Source organism: Streptomyces noursei, assembly GCF_016917755.1.
Classification (GTDB): Bacteria; Actinomycetota; Actinomycetes; order Streptomycetales; family Streptomycetaceae; genus Streptomyces; species Streptomyces yunnanensis.
In genome coordinates this window covers 7,333,725-7,351,517 of the sequence record NZ_CP070326.1, presented here as the reverse complement: position 1 = coordinate 7,351,517, position 17,793 = coordinate 7,333,725, and the positions used below count along the sequence as shown (strand labels likewise).

Annotated in this window: 17 protein-coding genes; 10 read left to right on the top strand and 7 right to left on the bottom strand. The window is 69.5% G+C overall.

From position 1 onward, the window contains the following. Nucleotides 1–74: 74 nt before the first annotated feature. Complete coding sequence (gene lpdA / locus JNO44_RS32110; protein WP_205367325.1) at nucleotides 75–1,529, top strand: dihydrolipoyl dehydrogenase; 1,455 nt, start codon at nucleotides 75–77, stop codon at nucleotides 1,527–1,529. A gap of 88 nt (nucleotides 1,530–1,617) precedes the next feature. Here the strand turns inward: lpdA and JNO44_RS32105 are convergent, their stop codons facing one another. Beyond that, entirely contained in the window at nucleotides 1,618–2,172 is a 555-nt protein-coding gene (locus JNO44_RS32105) for a DUF1707 and FHA domain-containing protein (protein WP_039631801.1), read from the bottom strand. A gap of 160 nt (nucleotides 2,173–2,332) precedes the next feature. On the opposite strand from JNO44_RS32105, the gene treZ reads away from it, so the two are divergent. Then, nucleotides 2,333–4,156, top strand: a complete 1,824-nt coding sequence (gene treZ, locus JNO44_RS32100; protein WP_205367323.1) for a malto-oligosyltrehalose trehalohydrolase — start codon at nucleotides 2,333–2,335, stop codon at nucleotides 4,154–4,156. A 278-nt stretch (nucleotides 4,157–4,434) separates the two neighbouring features. On the opposite strand, the gene JNO44_RS32095 is transcribed toward treZ, so the two are convergent. Next, the gene (locus JNO44_RS32095) at nucleotides 4,435–4,968 is read right to left on the bottom strand and encodes a type 1 glutamine amidotransferase domain-containing protein (RefSeq protein WP_205367321.1); all 534 of its coding nucleotides are present in this window, start codon (nucleotides 4,966–4,968) and stop codon (nucleotides 4,435–4,437) included. 165 nt (nucleotides 4,969–5,133) lie between these two features. Then, complete coding sequence (locus tag JNO44_RS32090; protein ID WP_205367319.1) at nucleotides 5,134–6,627, bottom strand: purine-cytosine permease family protein; 1,494 nt, start codon at nucleotides 6,625–6,627, stop codon at nucleotides 5,134–5,136. Nucleotides 6,628–7,599: 972 nt separating this feature from the next. Between JNO44_RS32090 and JNO44_RS32085 the strand changes: the two genes are divergently transcribed. The 5 genes from JNO44_RS32085 (at nucleotide 7,600) to JNO44_RS32065 (ending at nucleotide 11,357) form a co-directional block, all read left to right on the top strand. Then, nucleotides 7,600–7,776, top strand: coding sequence for a hypothetical protein (locus JNO44_RS32085; protein ID WP_205367316.1), 177 nt, complete (start codon nucleotides 7,600–7,602; stop codon nucleotides 7,774–7,776). 370 nt (nucleotides 7,777–8,146) lie between these two features. After that, the gene (locus JNO44_RS32080; protein WP_205367314.1) at nucleotides 8,147–9,121 is read left to right on the top strand and encodes an AraC-like ligand-binding domain-containing protein; all 975 of its coding nucleotides are present in this window, start codon (nucleotides 8,147–8,149) and stop codon (nucleotides 9,119–9,121) included. Nucleotides 9,122–9,276: 155 nt separating this feature from the next. Continuing rightward, nucleotides 9,277–9,735 carry a hypothetical protein gene (locus JNO44_RS32075; RefSeq protein ID WP_205367312.1) on the top strand — a complete coding sequence of 153 codons (459 nt, stop codon included), beginning with the start codon at nucleotides 9,277–9,279 and terminating at the stop codon, nucleotides 9,733–9,735. A 105-nt stretch (nucleotides 9,736–9,840) separates the two neighbouring features. After that, the gene (locus tag JNO44_RS32070; protein ID WP_205367309.1) at nucleotides 9,841–10,170 is read left to right on the top strand and encodes a hypothetical protein; all 330 of its coding nucleotides are present in this window, start codon (nucleotides 9,841–9,843) and stop codon (nucleotides 10,168–10,170) included. A 683-nt stretch (nucleotides 10,171–10,853) separates the two neighbouring features. Beyond that, nucleotides 10,854–11,357 carry a hypothetical protein gene (locus tag JNO44_RS32065; RefSeq protein ID WP_205367307.1) on the top strand — a complete coding sequence of 168 codons (504 nt, stop codon included), beginning with the start codon at nucleotides 10,854–10,856 and terminating at the stop codon, nucleotides 11,355–11,357. Nucleotides 11,358–11,584: 227 nt separating this feature from the next. On the opposite strand, the gene JNO44_RS43855 is transcribed toward JNO44_RS32065, so the two are convergent. Then, on the bottom strand, nucleotides 11,585–11,728 hold the full coding sequence (locus JNO44_RS43855) for a hypothetical protein (protein ID WP_240167746.1): 144 nt from the start codon (nucleotides 11,726–11,728) through the stop codon (nucleotides 11,585–11,587). A gap of 18 nt (nucleotides 11,729–11,746) precedes the next feature. Here JNO44_RS43855 and JNO44_RS43850 point away from each other — a divergent pair, with 18 nt between their 5' ends. After that, on the top strand, nucleotides 11,747–12,028 hold the full coding sequence (locus JNO44_RS43850; protein ID WP_240167745.1) for a hypothetical protein: 282 nt from the start codon (nucleotides 11,747–11,749) through the stop codon (nucleotides 12,026–12,028). Nucleotides 12,029–12,271: 243 nt separating this feature from the next. Here JNO44_RS43850 and JNO44_RS32055 read toward each other — a convergent pair whose 3' ends face one another. Continuing rightward, nucleotides 12,272–12,439, bottom strand: a complete 168-nt coding sequence (locus tag JNO44_RS32055; RefSeq protein WP_205367305.1) for a hypothetical protein — start codon at nucleotides 12,437–12,439, stop codon at nucleotides 12,272–12,274. A 177-nt stretch (nucleotides 12,440–12,616) separates the two neighbouring features. After that, a complete protein-coding gene (locus tag JNO44_RS32050; protein ID WP_205367302.1) occupies nucleotides 12,617–13,516 on the bottom strand; it encodes a TauD/TfdA family dioxygenase in 900 nt (299 codons plus the stop codon). 87 nt (nucleotides 13,517–13,603) lie between these two features. On the opposite strand from JNO44_RS32050, the gene JNO44_RS32045 reads away from it, so the two are divergent. Next, nucleotides 13,604–14,578 (top strand): aldo/keto reductase, encoded by a 975-nt coding sequence (locus JNO44_RS32045; RefSeq protein WP_205367294.1) that lies wholly within the window; start codon nucleotides 13,604–13,606, stop codon nucleotides 14,576–14,578. Nucleotides 14,579–14,726: 148 nt separating this feature from the next. Here the strand turns inward: JNO44_RS32045 and JNO44_RS32040 are convergent, their stop codons facing one another. After that, nucleotides 14,727–15,881 carry an oxygenase MpaB family protein gene (locus JNO44_RS32040; protein WP_235094679.1) on the bottom strand — a complete coding sequence of 385 codons (1,155 nt, stop codon included), beginning with the start codon at nucleotides 15,879–15,881 and terminating at the stop codon, nucleotides 14,727–14,729. A 789-nt stretch (nucleotides 15,882–16,670) separates the two neighbouring features. Between JNO44_RS32040 and JNO44_RS32035 the strand changes: the two genes are divergently transcribed. Further along, nucleotides 16,671–17,771 (top strand): hypothetical protein, encoded by a 1,101-nt coding sequence (locus JNO44_RS32035; protein WP_205367291.1) that lies wholly within the window; start codon nucleotides 16,671–16,673, stop codon nucleotides 17,769–17,771. The last annotated feature ends 22 nt before the right edge of the window (nucleotides 17,772–17,793 follow it).

The following is a 17,793-nucleotide window of genomic DNA, read 5'->3' as shown; positions in this document are numbered from 1 at the left end:
CATGCACACAGTTCATCGCTCCCATAGAAACATTGCCTTGGACTCATGACCGCGGGTGGGCGGAGGCTGTTGCCATGAACACGGACTCGCTCACGGACCGGCCCGACGCGCCGGATGTCGTCGTCATCGGCGGGGGCACCGGCGGCTACAGCACCGCCCTGCGGGCCGCCGCCCTCGGACTGCGGGTGGTGCTCGCCGAACGCGATCTCGTCGGCGGCACCTGCCTGCACCGCGGCTGCATCCCCAGCAAGGCGATGCTGCACGCCGCGGAACTGGTCGACGGCATCGCGGAGGCGGGCGCCCGCTGGGGCGTCAAGGCCAGCGTGGACGCGGTGGACTGGGACGCGCTGACCGCCACCCGGGACGACATCGTGGCCCGCAACCACCAGGGCGTGAGCGGCACCTTGACGCGCGCCGGGGTGCGCGTGGTGCACGGTTCGGCGCGTCTGACCGGGCCGCGTTCGGTGCTCGTCGACGGGCCGGAGGGCGGCACGTTCACCGCCCGGCGCGGGATCGTGCTGGCAACCGGCTCCCGGCCCCGGACGCTGCCGGGCCTGACGGCGGACGGCCGGAGGGTGGTGACCAGCGACGACGCGCTGTTCGCGCCGGGCCTGCCGGGGTCGGTGCTGGTCCTGGGCGGCGGGGCGATCGGCATCGAGTACGCCTCGTTCCACCGCTCGATGGGCGCCGAGGTCACCCTGGTCGAGGCGGCGGACCGGCTGCTTCCGCTGGAGGACGAGGAGGTCGGCCGGCATCTCCTCCGGGGGCTGAAGCGGCGCGGGATCACCGTCCGCACGGGCTCGACGCTGACCGGCACGGAGCTGCTGCCGGACGGTGTACGGGCCACCGTCGTCACGCCCAAGGGCGAGGAGGTGGTGGTCGAGGCCGAGCGGCTGCTGGTCGCGGTGGGGCGGGCCCCGGTGACCGACGGGCTCGGGCTGGTGGCGGCCGGGCTGGCCGTGGACGAGCGGGGTTTCGTACCGCCGGCGGACTGGGCGCGGCTGGAGACCGCGGTGCCCGGCATCCATGTGGTCGGCGATCTGCTGCCGCCGCCGTCGCCCGGGCTGGCGCACGCCTCGTTCGCCGAGGGGCTGTTGGTCGCCGAGACGCTGGCCGGGGTGCCGTCCCGTCCGGTGGACTACGCGACGGTGCCGCGGGTGACGTACTCCAGTCCGCAGACCGCGTCGGTCGGGCTGAGCGAGGCCGCGGCGCGCGCCCGGGGGCTGGAGATCAAGGTCAACACGATGCCGCTGACGGCCACCGCGAAGGGCATGGTCCACGGGCAGGGCGGCATCGTGAAGGTGATCGCGGCAGCGGACGGGGCGGGTGGCGAGGCCACCGGCGCGGTGCTGGGCGTCCATCTGGTGGGGCCGCACGTCTCGGAGATGATCGCGGAGAGCCAGCTGATCGTGGCGTGGGACGCCGAACCGTCCGACGTCGCCCAGCAGGTGCACGCCCATCCGACGCTGTCGGAGGCGGTCGGCGAGGCGTTCCTGACACTGGCGGGGCGGGGGCTGCACCAGCACTGACCGCACCCGCACCGGGCCGCTCTGCCGCTCCGTCGTCCGCCCCCGGGAGCCCGACTACCGCACCCCTTCCCCGCTCCTGCTGCGTTCGTCAGCGCTCGGGCGGGGCCTGGCGCTCCGTCAGGACGTAGTCGACCTGCCCGAACCTGATGTGGTCGCCGGGACCGACCGGTATCTCGCCCACCAGCCGGCGGCCGTTGACGCAGGTGCCGTTGGTGGAACCGAGGTCGCGCAGCATCCAGCCGGTGCCCTCGCTGCGCAGCTCGGCGTGGTTGCGGGAGACCGTCTCGTGGTTGAGCCGCAGGCCGACGCCCGGGGCCCGCCCGATCAGCAGCGGGAACGGCCCGGGCTCCGGCAGCAGCAGCTTCGGCAGCCGCTCCGTGCGCCAGGCCCTGCGCACCCGGATGTGGAACGCCGACACCCGGCCGACCATCCGCAGCAGCAACCCCTGGACCTTGCCGCGGCTCTCCAAATCGGCGGTGGCGGCCGCGAGATCGGAGTGCTGCTGGGCGGTCAGGACGAGTTCCAGCCGGCGCAGGAAGGTGTCCTGGGACAACCGTCCCTCCGCCGCACCGTCGCGCAGCAGTTCAAGGGCGCGTTCCCGATCGGCGTCGGAAGGCCGCGCGGGGAACTGGAGCGAAGTCATAGCGTGATTGTCCGGCCTGCGGCGAGTCGGTGTCCAGGCGATGTCCGTGCCCCGCCGCGCCGCGTCCTTCCGTCCACGGCGGCGGCGTGCTTTGGTCGTCGGTAACCGGGGCCGCCTGGTGTCGGGACGGCCGGGGCCGCAGTGACGAAGGAGGACAGCCGTGCTGTTCGAGGTATGGGCGCCGGGTGCCGGACGGGTCGCCCTCCAGTGGGCCGGCGACCGGTCCGACGAGCCCCCGGTCCCGCTGGAGCCCGCCCCCGGACGCCCCGGCTGGTGGCGCGCCGACGCGCCGGCCCGCGACGGCGACCGCTACGCCTTCCGGCTCGACGACGGCCCGCCGCGGCCCGACCCGCGCGCCGCCCGGCTGCCGGAGGGCCCCGGCGGACCCGGCGCGGTCGTCGAGCACGCCGGGTTCGCCTGGCGGCACCCCTGGCCCGGCCGTCCGCTGCCCGGCGCGGTCCTCTACGAGCTGCACATCGGGACGTACACGCCCGAAGGCACCTTCGACGCCGCGGCGGCCCGCCTGGGCCACCTCGCCGACCTCGGCATCACCCACATCTCCTTGATGCCGGTCTGCCCGTTCCCCGGCACCCACGGCTGGGGGTACGACGGGATCGCGCCCTGGGCGGTGCACGAGCCGTACGGCGGGCCCGACGGGCTCAAGCGGTTCGTGGACGCCGCGCACGGCCACGGCCTCGGGGTCGTGCTCGACGTGGTCCACAACCACCTCGGCCCGTCGGGCAACCACCTCCCCGAGTTCGGCCCGTACTTCACCGACGCCCACCACACGCCCTGGGGGGCCGCGGTCAACCTCGACGCCCCCGGTTCCGACGAGGTCCGCGGCTATCTCATCGGGAGCGCGCTGGGCTGGCTGCGCGACTACCGCATCGACGGACTGCGGCTGGACGCCGTGCACGCCCTGCACGACGACCGCGCCCAGCACTTCCTGGCCGAACTCTCCGCCGCCGTGGACGCGCTCGCCGCCCAGCTGCGCCGCCCGCTGTTCCTGATCGCCGAGTCCGACCGCAACGACCCGCGCACCACGGCGCCGCGGGCCAGCGGCGGCCTCGGCCTGCACGCCCAGTGGAACGACGACTTCCACCACGCCCTGCACACCGCGCTGACCGGCGAGTCCCACGGCTACTACGCCGACTTCGCGCGCGCCCCGCTGGCCGCCCTCGCCAAGACCCTGACCGGCGGCTTCTTCCACGACGGTGGCCACTCCAGCTTCCGCGGCCGCCGCCACGGCGCACCGCTCGACCTGCGCACGACCCCGCCGCACCGGCTGCTCGCCTACGCCCAGACCCACGACCAGATCGGCAACCGCGCCCACGGCGACCGGCTCACCGCGGCGCTCTCCCCCGGCCTGCTCGCCTGCGCCGCCGCGCTGGTCCTCTGCTCCCCCTTCACCCCGATGCTGTTCATGGGCGAGGAGTGGGGCGCACGCACCCCCTGGCAGTACTTCACCGACCACCCGGACCCGGAGCTTGCGGAGGCCGTACGGGCGGGCCGACGACGCGAGTTCGCCGCGCAGGAGGGCGGCGCGGCGCACGGGGACGGGCTCGACGCCGACTGGCCGGACCCGCAGGACCCGGCCACCCGCGACCGCTGCGTCCTGGACTGGGCCGAACCCTCCGCCGAGCCGCACGCCGCCCTGCTGTCCTGGTACCGCACCCTCCTCACCCTCCGCCGCACCCATCCCGCGCTGACCGACCCCGACCCGTCCCGCACCCGCCTCACCCACGACGCGTCCGCCCGCTGGCTCCTCCTCCGCCGCGGCCCCGTACACCTGGCCGTCAACCTCGCCTCTGAGGGCACGTCAACCATCCCGGTGGGCCCCGCCGGGGCATCCCGCTTCGAAGCGGTGGCGGGCTGGCCGCGCCCGCTGCACCCGGAGGCCGACGGGACACTGCACCTGCCGGCGGAAGCGGCGGTGGTGTTGGTGGGGGACGGGGCGGCGGATGGGGTGGGGGATGTTCCCTAGGGGGTGGGCGCGCCCCCTGTTGGGCCACAACGCCGGTGCGGGGTGGGGATGTTCCGCGGTCGGCCGGGCGGCGGCGCCGGGCTGCCGGCCCGGCGTCCACGGACCGGCGTGAGGGGCGACGGGCCCCGGGCCGCCGTGACCCGGGGGCGCGCCGCCGGCGAGCGGTTCAGCGCTTGAGTGGTTCTGCCGCCCAGCCGTTCTGGTCGTGCAGTTCTGCCGCTGTGCCGCTGTGCCGCTGTGCCGCTGTGCCGTTCAACGGTTCTGCGCGCTTCAGCCGTTCAGCGGGCGAACTCCTCGGCCATGGCCTTGCAGAAGGCGGGCAGGTCGGCGGGTTTGCGGCTGGTGACGAGGGTGTTGGCGGCCTGGGTGCAGACGACGACCTGTTTGTCGACCCAGGTGCCGCCCGCGTTGCGGATGTCGGTGCGCAGGCTGGGCCAGGAGGTGAGGGTGCGGCCGCGGACCATGTCGGCCTCGATCAGGGTCCAGGGCGCGTGGCAGATGGCCGCGACCGGTTTGCCGGTCTCGAAGAAGGACGCGATGAGGGAGATGGCACCCTTGTCGAGCCGGAGGGCGTCGGGGTTGGCCACGCCGCCGGGGAGGACCAGGGCGTCGAAGTCGGCGACCGACGCCGCGTCCACGGTCAGGTCGACGGGGAAGGTGTCGGCCTTGTCGAGGTGGTGGAACGCCTGGATCCGGCCCGACCGGGTGGAGATCAGCGTGGGGGTGCCGCCCGCGGCGAGGACCGCCTGCCAGGGCTCGGTCAGCTCGATCTGTTCGGTGCCCGCGGGGGCCACCAGAAACGCCACCTGCATGGTGCGCTCACTTCCCTTCATCCGGGCGGCCGGATGGCCGGACGGGGCCGGAAACCGCCGGTCGGTCGGTGGGACGTGTCCCTACCGACCGACCATAGCGGGAGGAATGGGGCGGCTCATCCGCTGGTAGGCGGCACCCCCGGGCGGCCCGCGCCGCCCCGCGGGTCAGGCGGGCGTGGGCGAGGCCGCGGTGACCGTCCCCGCCCCGTCGACCCCCTCCAGCTCGCGCTCGCTCTCGGCGACCGCCGCCGCCTCCGCCGCCCGGTCGAGGTTGCGGCTGAGCAGGTAGTACAGGCCGCCGCCGACCAGCAGGCCGGGGACGAAGGCCAGGTCCGCACCGCCCAGCGCCTCGGTCACCGGGCCCGTGTAGAAGGACGTGGAGAAGAACGGGATCATCGCGACGAAGCCCGCGGCGTAGGCGGCGATGCCGCGCCAGGACCAGCGGCCGTAGATGCCGGCCGGGTCGAAGATCGCGGTGACCGCGTAGTGACCGCGCCGGACCCAGTAGAAGTCGACCAGGTTGACCGCCGTCCACGGGATCAGGAAGTAGAGCATCATCAGCACGAAGGTGTTGAAGCTCTCCAGGTAGTTCTCCGGGAGCAGCATCGCCACGGTGAAGACGATCAGGCCGATGGCCACGATGCCGGCGATCCGGATCCGGACGGTCGGCTTGACCGCGCGGAAGGCGTCGATCGCGCTGGTGGTGGTGAGCATCGCGCCGTAGGCGTTGACGGCCATGATGCCGACCAGGGCGACGGAGGAGACGACCACCGCGAAGGTGCCGAAGCCGGGGATGATCGCGTTGCCGACCTGACGGATGCCGCTGATCGCGTCCGGGTGCGGCAGCGCCGAGGCGAGCAGCGCGCCCAGCGACATCAGCCAGGCGGCGGAGCCGGCCGCACCCGCGTAGGTCCACCAGATGACCTTGCGCGCGGAGACGTCGCGGGGCAGGTAGCGGGAGTAGTCCGAGACGTAGACGGCGTAGCTGATCTGGTAGCCGGCCGCGGCGGAGAAGACGACCAGGAACGACGTCCAGGAGCCGTGCGCGGCGTGCCCGGCGGCGGCCGCGGAGTGCGGGTCCAACTGGATCAGCGCGCCGACGGTCAGCACGCCGAAGACCGCGATCAGCACGTAGGTGAGCCAGCGCTGGACGAGGTGCAGCAGGTCGTGGCCGACGACGGCGAGCACGAGGGCGACGCCGATGATCAGCACGTACCAGAGCGTGGTGCCGCCGGGGAAGACGGTGCGCAGGCCCTGCGCGGCCAGGACGACGTTGAAGACGTTGAAGCCGACGTAGACGAAGACCACCGCCGCGAACGGGACGATCGCGCCGCGGATGCCGAACTGGGCCCGCGACTGGATCATCTGCGGCAGCCCCATCCGCGGGCCCTGGTTGGCGTGGAAGGCCATGAAGAAGGTGCCGAAGCAGGCGCCGAGGACGACCGCCGCCACGGAGGCGGGCAGGCTCAGGCCGAGGGCCGGGCCGAGGAAGCCGGTGACCATCGTGGTCAGCACGAAGTTGCCGGTGAACCAGAAGGGACCCTGGTGCCACACCTTCCCGTGCCGCTCGCGGACGGGTACGTAGTCGATGGAGCGGACCTCGATCACGCGGGAGCCTCGCCCCTCGCTCGTGCCTTCCACGGGTGCCGTGGGATCCATGGGTTACTCCTCGGACGTGGCGACGGGGTGTGCGCGGATGACACCGCGGGAGGCCGCCGGGGAACTGCGGACTCCGCGGTGGTGTGAACCTAGGCGCCCGGCCGCCGGGAATCGATCGCCCGATCGTCCATTCAATAACATGCCCCTTGGACGATCAGTCCATCTCGATCCACCTCGACAGTCACCCATTTCCGCAGGCCAGAAGGGCAACGAGGCGAAGCCGACCCAGATCCTTCACGATCCTTCTCGGGCCGTCTCCGCCCTGACGTTCCCACCACGTTCCCAGCCGGGATCCGGGAACGGCATTGCGGCGGAGCGGCCGAGCGGCCGAGCTCTCATCAAGATCGAACGGTGGATGCGTTGGGGTGAGCACCACAGATGCTTTGAGAGGGACGACGCCCCTGATCCCGTAACCCGAGAATCGAACAGATCGCCTCTCGTCAAGGTCAATCAGAGCGTAGCTCGTTGTTCGGTTCGGGTGAGTCAGGCTGCACTTCTCCCATCGGGCGCCAGCGGCAGGCGGGCCGTGACCGGGTGGCCGTTACCGTTTCGTGGGGAGCACGACAGGTCGGAGCCGCGGCACTCGCTTCATTCCGGCGGCCACGAGCATGCCCACCATCGTGGTCACTGCCGCAGAGCCGGGGTTGGACGGTCTCGGCCATCTTCGGCGTCTCCTCGATCATCAGATTCACCGTTGGTTAGGCCCTACCGCTGAGGATCGAGGTGGGGTGATCCACCGTTGTTCGCGCGGCCCCTGCTGGCACGTCGTCCTCCCACGCGGCGAATGCTGACCGGTCTGCTCCGGACTGGACTGGGAGCATGCCTGCGGCGGTGAGGGGCCGTGGGGTCAGCGGCTCTGTGGTGGGGCTGGTTGGAGACACCCGTTGCCGGCGACGGGGTGCGGTTTCCCGAACCTTGGATCCGGGGGTGGGCAGGATCGATCGTCGCATCCCGTGTGCCAAGGATGGGGGCATGCTTCAGACGGCAACGGATATCGGGGTGGGGACCACTGCTCAGGCAGTGGTTCTGCATCGTGAGTATGGGCGCGGCGCTGCCGCGGTGTGGGCGCTGCAGGGGTCGGTGGCGTTCACGCCGGGGACGTTCACGGCGGTGTTGGGGCTGTCGGGTTCGAGCACCGCCGGCCACTGACCTGCGGGCAGTTCGCGGGCCGGCTGCGGAACTGATGGGCCGGGCCGTGACTCGATGCGGTGGCTGCCGCGTTGCCGATCGCTTCGAGCGGACCGGCTGAGGTCTTGGCAGGAGGGTCCGGGTGCCAAGTTCGGGCCGGACAACACATCTGGGATGTGTCCGATGCGTCGTGTGACTGGCCACTTCTCTTGTTGCGCCAGTAGGGCGGTGTGCCGTCTCTCGGGCCCGGAGCGGGCTCGGTGAGGAACTGCGACTGCGGGCGTTCCATTCCATGCTCCCGGCGGTCACGGCATGGAACCGAGTCGACCAGGACACGGCGTACTGCCGGGTGAGCCCGTGACCCACGGTTTTCAGAAATAGGGAACGAGTGTTGTTGGACGAGAAGGTGTTCCGTAGTGACGATGTGCCGGCGGCGGACCGGTTCGACTACTGGGCCGAGCTTCTGGGGCGTACCCACGCCCCCATGGAACTGCGCAGCGACCACGCCGACGATTTCCGGGCTTCCCAGCGCGTGCTGGACCTCGGTACCGTCACCGTGTGGTCCGCCACGTTCCAGCCGCTGGTGTTCCGGCGCACGCCGAAGCTGATCCGGCAGTCCGACCCCGAGGCGTACCACCTGTCACTCGTCGTACGCGGGAGCGGGGCGGGCGTGTGGCGGCACCGGGAAACCCAGTACAAGCCGTACGACGTGTTCATCAACTCTTCCTCGCTGCCGAACGACGTCCACAGCAGCGGGGCCCCGGTCACGACAGTGGCGCTGGAGATCCCCAAGGCCCTGGTGTCGCTACCACGCGACATGGCCCACCGGATAGTCGGGACGCCGGTCTCGGGCCGGGAGGGGATGGGCGCCCTGCTGGCAGGGTTCCTCACTCAACTCACCGACGACACCGCCTCCTACCAGCCCACAGACGGCTCCCGACTGGGCGCTGTCCTGGCCGATCTGACGACGGCGCTCTTCGCCCACCTGCTCGAAGCAGGCGACTGCCTCCCCCCGGAGACCCACCGACGCACCCTCACCTTGCGCATCCAGGCGTTCATCCGGGAGCACCTGCACGACCCGCACCTCACCCCGGCCTCGATCGCCGCGGCACACCACATCTCCACCAGCTATCTGCATCGGCTCTTCCAGGACGAGGACGCCACAGTCGCCGCGTGCATCCGCCACCAACGCCTGAAGGCGGCCCGTCGCGACCTCACCGACCCGGCGCTCCACGCCATCCCCATCCATGCCATCGCCACCCGCTGGGGATACCCCCGGGCAACCGACTTCAGCCGCGCCTACCGCGCCGCCTACGGAACCACACCCAAGGAACATCGACATCAGGCAATCCACGGCCACAAGTGAACTCGGCGCCAACACGGTTGTGCACTCAGCACTCACGACGCACCGGCCGCATTCCGACATCCTGGAGGGACATCAGCTCATCCTCAGGGGGATCAATGCGCGCTCTCACCTCAGCCGGAGCCTTCGTCGCCGCCGGTGCCCTCACCCTCGGCCTGATGGCCGCACCGGCATGCGCGGCGCCCGCCACCACCGCGTCCACTGCCTCCACCTCCCCGGCCAGGGCTCAACTCGCCGGAGGAGGCTGGCATATCAAGAACGCCAAGAACGTCGCCGACTCCGGTGTGCCGAAGCCGAGCAACACGGTGGTCTGCCAGTGGGTGGTGTCGGGCGGCGGCGTGAACACCCACGGCGAAGTGTGTTTCGATCCGGACGGCGACACCTTCTACGTCAAGGACATGATGGCCGACGGAATGACCATCACTATGCGCGCCCTGTACGGCGGCAACACGCAAACCATCTTCGAGTGCAGGGATGGCGAGGGCAGCGCCGCGGGCTGGACGGCGTGCGACTTCTCCCGTGAGATGAAGGAGGGCCGGAGCATCAACTTCGTCGCCATGGCCTGGAAGGGCAACACCCCCAAGTACGTGAGCCAGACCGCGACCGCGCAGAACTGAACGGTCGGGCGGGACAGGCACTTGGTGACGTCCGTTGCCGCCGGGTACCGATCCTTCACCAGGCAATCACCCACCACTGCCGGGAAACCGCCACAAAGGAAGAAAATGCACAAGCTCATGAAGTCAGCGGCCATGGCCGCCACCACAGCGGCCGTGGCCCTCGGCTCTCTGGCCGCCACCGCCCCGACCGCCTCGGCGGACGGCTCTGTGGACTGCACACGGGACGACCGGAACCGTACGGTCTCCGTCTCTGACATCTCCGCCGCCATACACGAAGAGCCCTACGTCGACTCCAAGGTCATCGGCCATGCGTGGACGCAGTTCACGGTCCAGTGCAGCAGGCCCGGCCGCGACGGCCACCGCTGGTGGTGGGGGTACGGGGGCTCGGACGGCCACACGACAGGCTGGATATGGGGCGGCTACCTTCAGGGCTGACCGGTCCGAAGTCGAGGCCGGGGCGCTGTCCCGCTGGGCTCGCACCCAGGGATGGACTCGTCGGACCGGACGCGCCCTAGGACCCGAGAGGACGCAGCTCCCTGCCGCCGGGGTTCGCCGGGATCGGCCGGGTAGTCGTCGGGCACGGGAAGTCCGGCTCCTCGGCTCTCGGCGACCCGGCGGACGACGGTCAGGGAGTCCTTCAACCGCGCGGTGAGCCGTTGCAGTTCACCGGCCGTCCAGCGCCGGCCGGCCAGGATTCCCTCCGCCTCCTGTACGTCGATCATCTATGTGTTCGCCAGGCCAGCGGCTGTTCCCGGCAGGTTTTGCCATCTTGCCCCGGAGGCTCCAAGCCCATGGCTCACCATCGGTTTCTGAACTGGTTCGGAACGGGCCTGTGGGGCCGCCTGCACGAGGCGGTTCTCCACCGGCTGGACGGCGCCGGTCTGATCGACATGACCGTGTGGTGCCGGATTTCGCTCACGTCAGGGCCAGGGGTTGTCCCGTAGATAAGGGGCGACTTGACCCTGCGGACCAGGAAGAGCCGACTTCCCGATTTCACTGCCGCTATAGCCGGGTGTCGAATTAGGCACACACCCGATCGCAACAAGGAAAATGGACACAAGGAATGGCCGTTGGGGACTCGCATTCCCATCGGATCAATTCGAGGGAAGGTCAGGAAAGTGCCCAGCAAAACGTGGATACTCAAACTCGCGACCTGCATCGCCGCGGGAGCAAGCATCCTTGCGACATCGCCCGCACAGGCCGCCGTAGCGCACGACGGATCGACGCAGACCGCTACAGCCCACGCCGGAAAGGCTCGCACCCAGGCGGCCGGCTCAGGTGATCCTGTGGTACACCGAGCATGTACCACAGGCGACGCCGGGGCGTCGGGTGGAGCAGACATCTACAACTGGCACGGGCCGAACTCCACACTCAACGTCAAGTTGGATCTCACGGACGGCAAGGCAGACGGTCGCTATGCGGCGATTCGACTCCTCGCGGTGGGGATGGACGGTAGCCAGGTGCAGAGCCATTGGAACAAGGTTTCCGGCTATGGCAAACGCAAGGAGGCGTGGGGGCCGGTCAAATATAAGGGTGGAATCAATCATATCGGGGTCCAGGTCGCCACGTTCAAAGGCAGCCACATGATTAGCTACTGCATTGATTTTGGTGAAGCCGACTAGGTTCTGCAAGACTTGATTGCTTGAAGTCCAATTCCCAGGGGCGCGAAAGGCATCCGTCGAAACGACGTCTGAATTCGACGTCACGCCATGCTTCGGGTCGCGGTTGGAGGCTGGGGCAACGTCCCGAGGTGTGCCCGAAGGATGAAGGAAAGGCAACGCGGCCGCCTTAAACCGGCCTTCGCCGTGGCGTCGGCGAAGGCCGCTGCCTGGCCAACCGCCAGTCCCGGTCAGGTCTTGTGAGCCCCCGCGCGGTCGGGGCCGGCGACCTCGCGCACGGCCGCGGCGACGGCGCGGAAGTTCTTTTTCAGGATCGAAGCGCGGGTGCTGGTGACCTTCGGGTGGATGGTGATGTGCGGGTTGCGGGCGGCCACCGCGGGGAGGGTGGCGCGGTGCCGTTCTTGCTCGTCGCCCTTGCTTCCGAAGGACTTCCCGAGGGGATCACGTACCGGATCGAGACGGTGATGTGGTCCAGCACGGGGCCCAGGTTGCGCGCGCGGGCGATCACCCCGGCCTCGATGTTGCTGCTCGCGACCTGTGCGGCGGTCATCCGCGGGGTCAGGCCCGTAGGGCGCAGCAGCAGCATGATCGGGCTCAGCCGTCGAAACAGCTTCCGGATCCGCTGCTCCACGGCCTCATCCAGCCAGTCGTCCGATTGCACGCCCTCTTCGTGAGAGGGCGCGGTCTGGATTCTTCTCAGTGCCAACCACGGTTCGAGTGATCCTCCGTGACCGGCTCCCTTCGCTGTTGCGGGGGGGGGGAGAGAGAGCCGGCGCTCAGCGGTTCCAAGCCCCATCGGGGGGGGGCGGCAGCAACTGTCCTGAATTGGTCATGCAACTGATCGCAGAATGTGGAGGCGTCGAAGGCCGGAGCCTGGTCGAGGTCTGTTGCCGTACTGACTCGACCAGGCAGGCGGGTCAGTCGTCGATCGCCTGGTAGAGCGTGGTCCAGAAGTCGTGGATGACCCGCGCCGAATCCGCGGTGGAGCGGTGGCGTTCCTGGCGTGGTGGCTGCAGGCAACTGGACGGTGGCGTTCCCCGCTGGGAGGAGTTGCACCACCGGCGCTCGGTCTGAAGGTGGGCCAATGGTGGTGGCCACCGCTTCGCGGTACGTACACCACCCTCGCGGTCTGGCTCTTGTCCGTCCCTTTCCTTCTATTGGGTTTTTCGACAGCGGACAACACCCCCAACCGATACGGGCGTGCCGGTCCGGGCAACCATGCGGCTGAAGCCTCTGACGAAGAGGTGGGATCAACCTCTCGATCAGGACGCCTTGCCGACCGAAGCGCACCGCAGCATGACACGTACGAGGCAGCGTCGGTGGGCGGTGTCGGGGTGGTCCTCGTAGGGCGTACGGCCGTGGAGGACCCGCCGGTCATCGATGACGAGGCAGTCGCCCTCCTCCAGCGGGATGGTGACCTTCAGCTCCGGGCGGGCCAGCACCTGGCGCAGGGTTTCGAGGGCCGCGCACCGTTCGGCCGGTATGGGCTCGCCGGTCAGTTCAGCGGCGGTCTCGATGCGTTTGAGGTTGCATCGGACCTGCAGGCGGCCGTCGGCCTGCTCGAACACCGGCGCTCGCACCATGGGGTTTTCGCCTCGGGGTGTGACGTGGCGGCGGTCCACGGGCCACGGGGTGCTGAGCATGTCCAGTGCGTGAGGAGCTGACTTGCGAAGGATGCGGTGGACCATCCAGCCGTCCATCAGGACGGAAGCGCCGCCTCGCAGGGCTTTGCGGTGTGTGAGGAGGGCGATGCAGTCGGGGTCCTGGCCGAAGGGCTTCACTGCCCGGTCGTTGTGCAGGTGCAGGTAGCCGCGTGACTTGGAGGTGTAGGCGTTCTCATGGAAGCGGCGGTCGTCGGTGTGTGCCGAGGCGCCCTCGTCCCGGACCAGCCACGCCAGGGCGGTGTCCTGCGGGCCCCGGCCCTGCGGTAGTGGTTCGCCGAGGTGGCGGAGCATCGACGTGGCGAACTCTTGGGCCGTGTGGGTGCTCATGGTGCCGGCGGGTGTGCCCGTCACCACGGCGAAACCGCGGCCGTCGAGCACCTCGGCGCGTAATCGGTGGGCCAGGAGGGCGTGATCGGGGCTGTAGGGGAGCCGGAAGGCGGTGGGGGAGGCGAAGGTATGCCGTGTCCAGCTGTCCCTGTCCGTGGCGTACCCGGTCATCGGCGTCTTCCTTCCGGATGTAACCGTGCTTCCTCTTCAGGGTAGGAGGCAGGGTGAACCCAGAGAAGGCCGCATGAGGAGGTGTGGATGCTGCGCAAGCGGCTGGGGCGTGGCGGTCCCCTGGTGTCCGCGATGGGGCTGGGCTGCATGGGCATGTCCGACTTCTACGGTCCTGCCGAGGCGTCGGAGTCGATCGCGACGATCCACCGGGCGCTCGACCTGGGCCTCACCTTCCTCGACACCGCCGACATGTACGGCCCGTACACCAATGAAGAGTTGGTGGGACAGGCCGTCGCAGGACGCCGTGACGAGGTGTTCCTGGCGTCCAAGTTCGGCGTCGTACGGTCCGGCGACCGCCGGGCGCGACGGGTCGACTCGACGCCTGCCTACGCCAAGAGGGCCTGTACCGCGTCGCTACGCCGGCTCGGGGTGGACCACCTCGACCTCTACTACCTGCACCGTCGCAACCCGGCTGTCCCCATTGAGGACACCGTCGGTGCCATGAGCGAGTTGGTGGCCGAGGGCAAGGTGCGCCACATCGGCCTGTCGGAGGTGAGCGCCGAAACGCTGCGCCGGGCGCACGCAACAGCCCCCATCGCCGCGCTGCAAAGCGAGTACTCGCTGTGGACACGTGGCCTGGAGCGGGAGATCCTGCCCACGGCCCGGGAACTCGGCGTCGCGCTGGTGGCGTACGCGCCGCTCGGCCGCGGCCTCCTCACCGGAACGCTCGCCGGCGTACACACCCTGGCCGCCGACGACATTCGCCGAGATCACCCCCGGTTCCGCGGGGAGAACTTGCCGGCCAACCTGCGCCTGGTTGAGCGCCTGCGGACGCTGGCCGGGGATCTCGGCTGTACTCCCTCTCAACTGGCGCTGGCCTGGGTTCTGGCACAGCCGAAGGATGTGATTCCCCTGCCGGGCATGCGCCGTCGCACGCACCTTGACGAGAACTCCGGGGCTCTTGCGGTCACGCTGACGTCCGAGCAATTACGGTTGATCAGCGAAGCGATACCGGAAGCCGCAGGCGACCGCGCACCGGACTCGTCCCGGTTGGAGAAGTAGTTCGAGGCGGCGGGCTGTCGCGTACCGGGCTCGCTGGGCCGCGCGACCATCGGACAGCCCCTGGACCGGACCGTGTTGGGCCCGCCGCGCTCGGCAGCGGGCCCACCCCACAGCGGCCGAGTGGCACCCGCTCGACGTGAGAGTTCCGTCAGCGGTTGTCGTGGAGTTCCTGGTGCATCTGCGGCTGGTCGTCCTGGTCGTGGGTGAGGGCGAAGCGTTCGACGGCGTTGAACGCCTTGGACGCCACCCCGAGGATCTCCTTGTAGGGGTTGATGCCGACGGTGTCCTTGGCGGCGCCTCCGAGGAGGCCGCCGCCGATGCCGCTGATGACGTCGTGGCCGGCGGCGAGTGGCTTACCGGCCAGGTCCAGGACACTGCGCGGGAGGCCCGCCATGTCGGCGTACGTGTCGGTGAGTGCCACGCGGACCATGGCCATGTAGGCGTCGTGTGCGCCCGGTGGCAGGAACTTCCGGTAGAAGTCGACGGCCTGCTTGGTCATGAAGACTCCGTCGTCGGTCTTGTGCCATTCGGTGTCCCGCTGGGAGTTCCACAGGCGCTCGACCTCGTCGGCGTCCTTGGGCAGCAGCCACTTCTCCGGGGTGCCGAGGTAGTGGTTGACGTAGTGCCAGGCGCAGATGAAGCCGTGGGCGTCGTCGCGGGAGACGTCGATGCCCAGGTGTTTCATCGCCTGGAGGATCTGGGTGCTGAAGACGAAGGAGGCGCCGGTGGTGTATTTCTGCGAGACCGGTTCGCCCCACTTCTCGTAGTCCCACTCGCTGCTCTTCTTGTGCAGTTGCCGGACCGAGGCGTGGACCAGGCGGACCTTGGTGACGGTGGCGGCCAGCGACCCGTCCCGCAGGGCGTCCTTGTTGCCCATGTCCAGGAAGAGGCGGGAGGACTGTGACAGTCGCCGGCCGGGGCCTTCGACGCCGCCCAGGCGGCCGGTCGAGCGGAGGGTGAAGGCGCCGGTGGGGGAAAGGTAGGTGCCGATGAGCCCGACGGTGCCCTGGAGCATGGACGCCTCGCCGTGGTGGTGGGCGAAGAAACCCTCCGCGGCCTTGACGTCTTGCTGGCTCCAGCCCGGAGGCTCGGCCGCGGCCGCGTCCAGGAACTCCCGTAGCCGGTGCGGTAGATGCGAGTTGTCCTGGCCCCGCTTCAGCGTCCCGATCGTGCGGAACAGGCCGTTGATGCCATCGACCTCCTTGTTGTCGATCAGGTCGGACACCAAGGCATCGGCGAGTGGGTCACCTGCCTTGTTCGCCGCTTCCAACTCCGTCGCGAGCGTTTCAACCGTCAAAGCCACCGTGTAAAGCTCCGTTCATCGCGATCAAGGGAATACGCCACAGGGAGACGTAGCTCGATCTCGCCGCCGGTCAGCTCTGACCACCGCAGGACCTGAGGCACACATCGCCTCACGCGCAGCCGCACAGAAACCGTGCTCGTGGGCCTCACCAGAAGATCGACCGGATCCGGGGCAAGATCTCCGGCCGCCATCCTGCCCGCGAACGCTCTGACCGACGATCCCTCAATCGAGTTATCAGGGCGTACGCCCGCGCGCATCAGGGCTCACGCCCCGGAACTCGTGGCCCCGAGTCGTCCCCTGCCGGCCCGGCCCGATCACGTCGCACCGGAGCACGCGACGGCGATGGGCCAGCGCCCGCCACGTGATCACGACTCCAGACAGGCCCTTCACCGACGGCCTGGAGGTCAGCGGTCAACGCCGTGCCGGTGCCAGTGTTCTTCGCCCTTCGGCGAGCAAGCTGGAAGAGGCCCCTTCGGATCCCACTCGATCGGGTGAATGTGATCGAGTCAGCGCGGAAGCGCCTCGGTTGTCCCCACGCACGGGCGGTTGGCCGGGAAAGCGCGGTTGCAGCCGCCGGCAGACTCTGTGGCTGTTGCTGCAGTGCGTGCCGAGGTGCAGCGCACAGACATGGGGCCCGACATGAGGAACCAGTGGTTTCTGGCGCCCGGGGCTGGATTCGGATGCCAGTTGGTGCTGGCTGATCTTGCCCTACTCCCCGGTAGTGAGGCTTTACACGCGTCCCACGGCTCTGTGGAGTTGCTGCTCCGAAAGAGTGACAGGGGAGGGTTCGTGAGCGAGCTGCTGGAAGGCAGTCAGTACCTGATCAAGAGCAAGAAGACCGGGTTGTACCTGACCGGGAAACCCAATCCCAACCGCGACGAGCACGGAACCGTCGAGTTGCAGCCGCTGCGGGACGGCGAGGAGCGCACGTCGCAGCTGTGGGAGTTACGGCAGGGCAACGCCCAAGGGCGTTTCATGCTGCGGAACATGCAGCGGCGGCAGTCGTATCTGCACCCCATCGGGCACAGCGGTGATGCCAGCACCAGGCTGGAGGAGTTCATCTACGAGGAGGACCACGCCGACAGCTACATGTGGGAGCTGGTCAAGGAGACCGCGCCGGATGGTGATGCCTGGAAGCTGAAGTTGGTGGTCGGCGGCCACTGGCTCAACATCGCGTGGCACAGCGATCAGCCGGGAGCTGAAGCGGAGGTGTGGAACGACCCGTCGGACACTCATGCCTACCGGCTGTGGCAGCTGGAGCGGGTCCCGGAGGCGGCATCCGGGGTCGAGCTGCCCCTGACGTTCTCCGTCCCCGAGGAGTTCCAGTCCCTGGATCTCCTGGGCTCCGCGGAGGAGAACACCAACCGGCTGCTCGAACAGCTCGGGCAGCTCGATCCCCCGCCGTCGCAGGAGGAACTCGCCCACGCTGTCCTGGCGCAGCAGACGATGTTCGAGATGCTGACCGCGGCCGGGGCCGTCTACGCCGGTGTTCTGCTGGCCAAGACGCCGGGGGACGCGCCGCCGGAGCAGCAGCGTCTGAGTTCGGCGATGCTGACGGTCGTTGCCCGGCCCAGTGAGTTGAACAACGAGGAGACGGTCGATCGCCTGGCGCGCACGCTGGGTGCGATTCATCCCGAGGCCGAGGTCGGAGTCTCCCGGATACCCACAGGGCGCGTGGTGCTGCTGACCCAGGAGAGCAAGGTCGAAGAACCGGTCAACCTCCTGGCGAACGGCGGCCAGCCCACCGTGGTGCGCCAGTTGCATGTCTTCGTGCCGATCCCTGGCCGACTGGCGATGGCGGACTTCTCCCTCTCCACCGAGAACATCGCCGAGTGGGACCACTACGTCGAGATCCTGGCCGGCGTCTGCAACACCATCGCCTTCACCTAAAGCCGCCCGCCGCCCCGGAAGA

Excerpts from the sequence above, each read along its gene's own strand:
- lpdA (WP_205367325.1), top strand. The coding sequence starts at position 75 with ATGAACACGGACTCGCTCACGGACCGGCCCGACGCGCCGGATGTCGTC.
- JNO44_RS32070 (WP_205367309.1), top strand. The coding sequence starts at position 9,841 with ATGCACAAGCTCATGAAGTCAGCGGCCATGGCCGCCACCACAGCGGCC.
- JNO44_RS32045 (WP_205367294.1), top strand. The coding sequence starts at position 13,604 with ATGCTGCGCAAGCGGCTGGGGCGTGGCGGTCCCCTGGTGTCCGCGATG.
- JNO44_RS32095 (WP_205367321.1), bottom strand. The coding sequence starts at position 4,968 with ATGCAGGTGGCGTTTCTGGTGGCCCCCGCGGGCACCGAACAGATCGAG.
- JNO44_RS32090 (WP_205367319.1), bottom strand. The coding sequence starts at position 6,627 with ATGGATCCCACGGCACCCGTGGAAGGCACGAGCGAGGGGCGAGGCTCC.
- JNO44_RS32075 (WP_205367312.1), top strand. The coding sequence starts at position 9,277 with ATGGCCGCACCGGCATGCGCGGCGCCCGCCACCACCGCGTCCACTGCC.
- JNO44_RS32050 (WP_205367302.1), bottom strand. The coding sequence starts at position 13,516 with ATGACCGGGTACGCCACGGACAGGGACAGCTGGACACGGCATACCTTC.
- JNO44_RS32085 (WP_205367316.1), top strand. The coding sequence starts at position 7,600 with ATGCTTCAGACGGCAACGGATATCGGGGTGGGGACCACTGCTCAGGCA.
- JNO44_RS32105 (WP_039631801.1), bottom strand. The coding sequence starts at position 2,172 with ATGACTTCGCTCCAGTTCCCCGCGCGGCCTTCCGACGCCGATCGGGAA.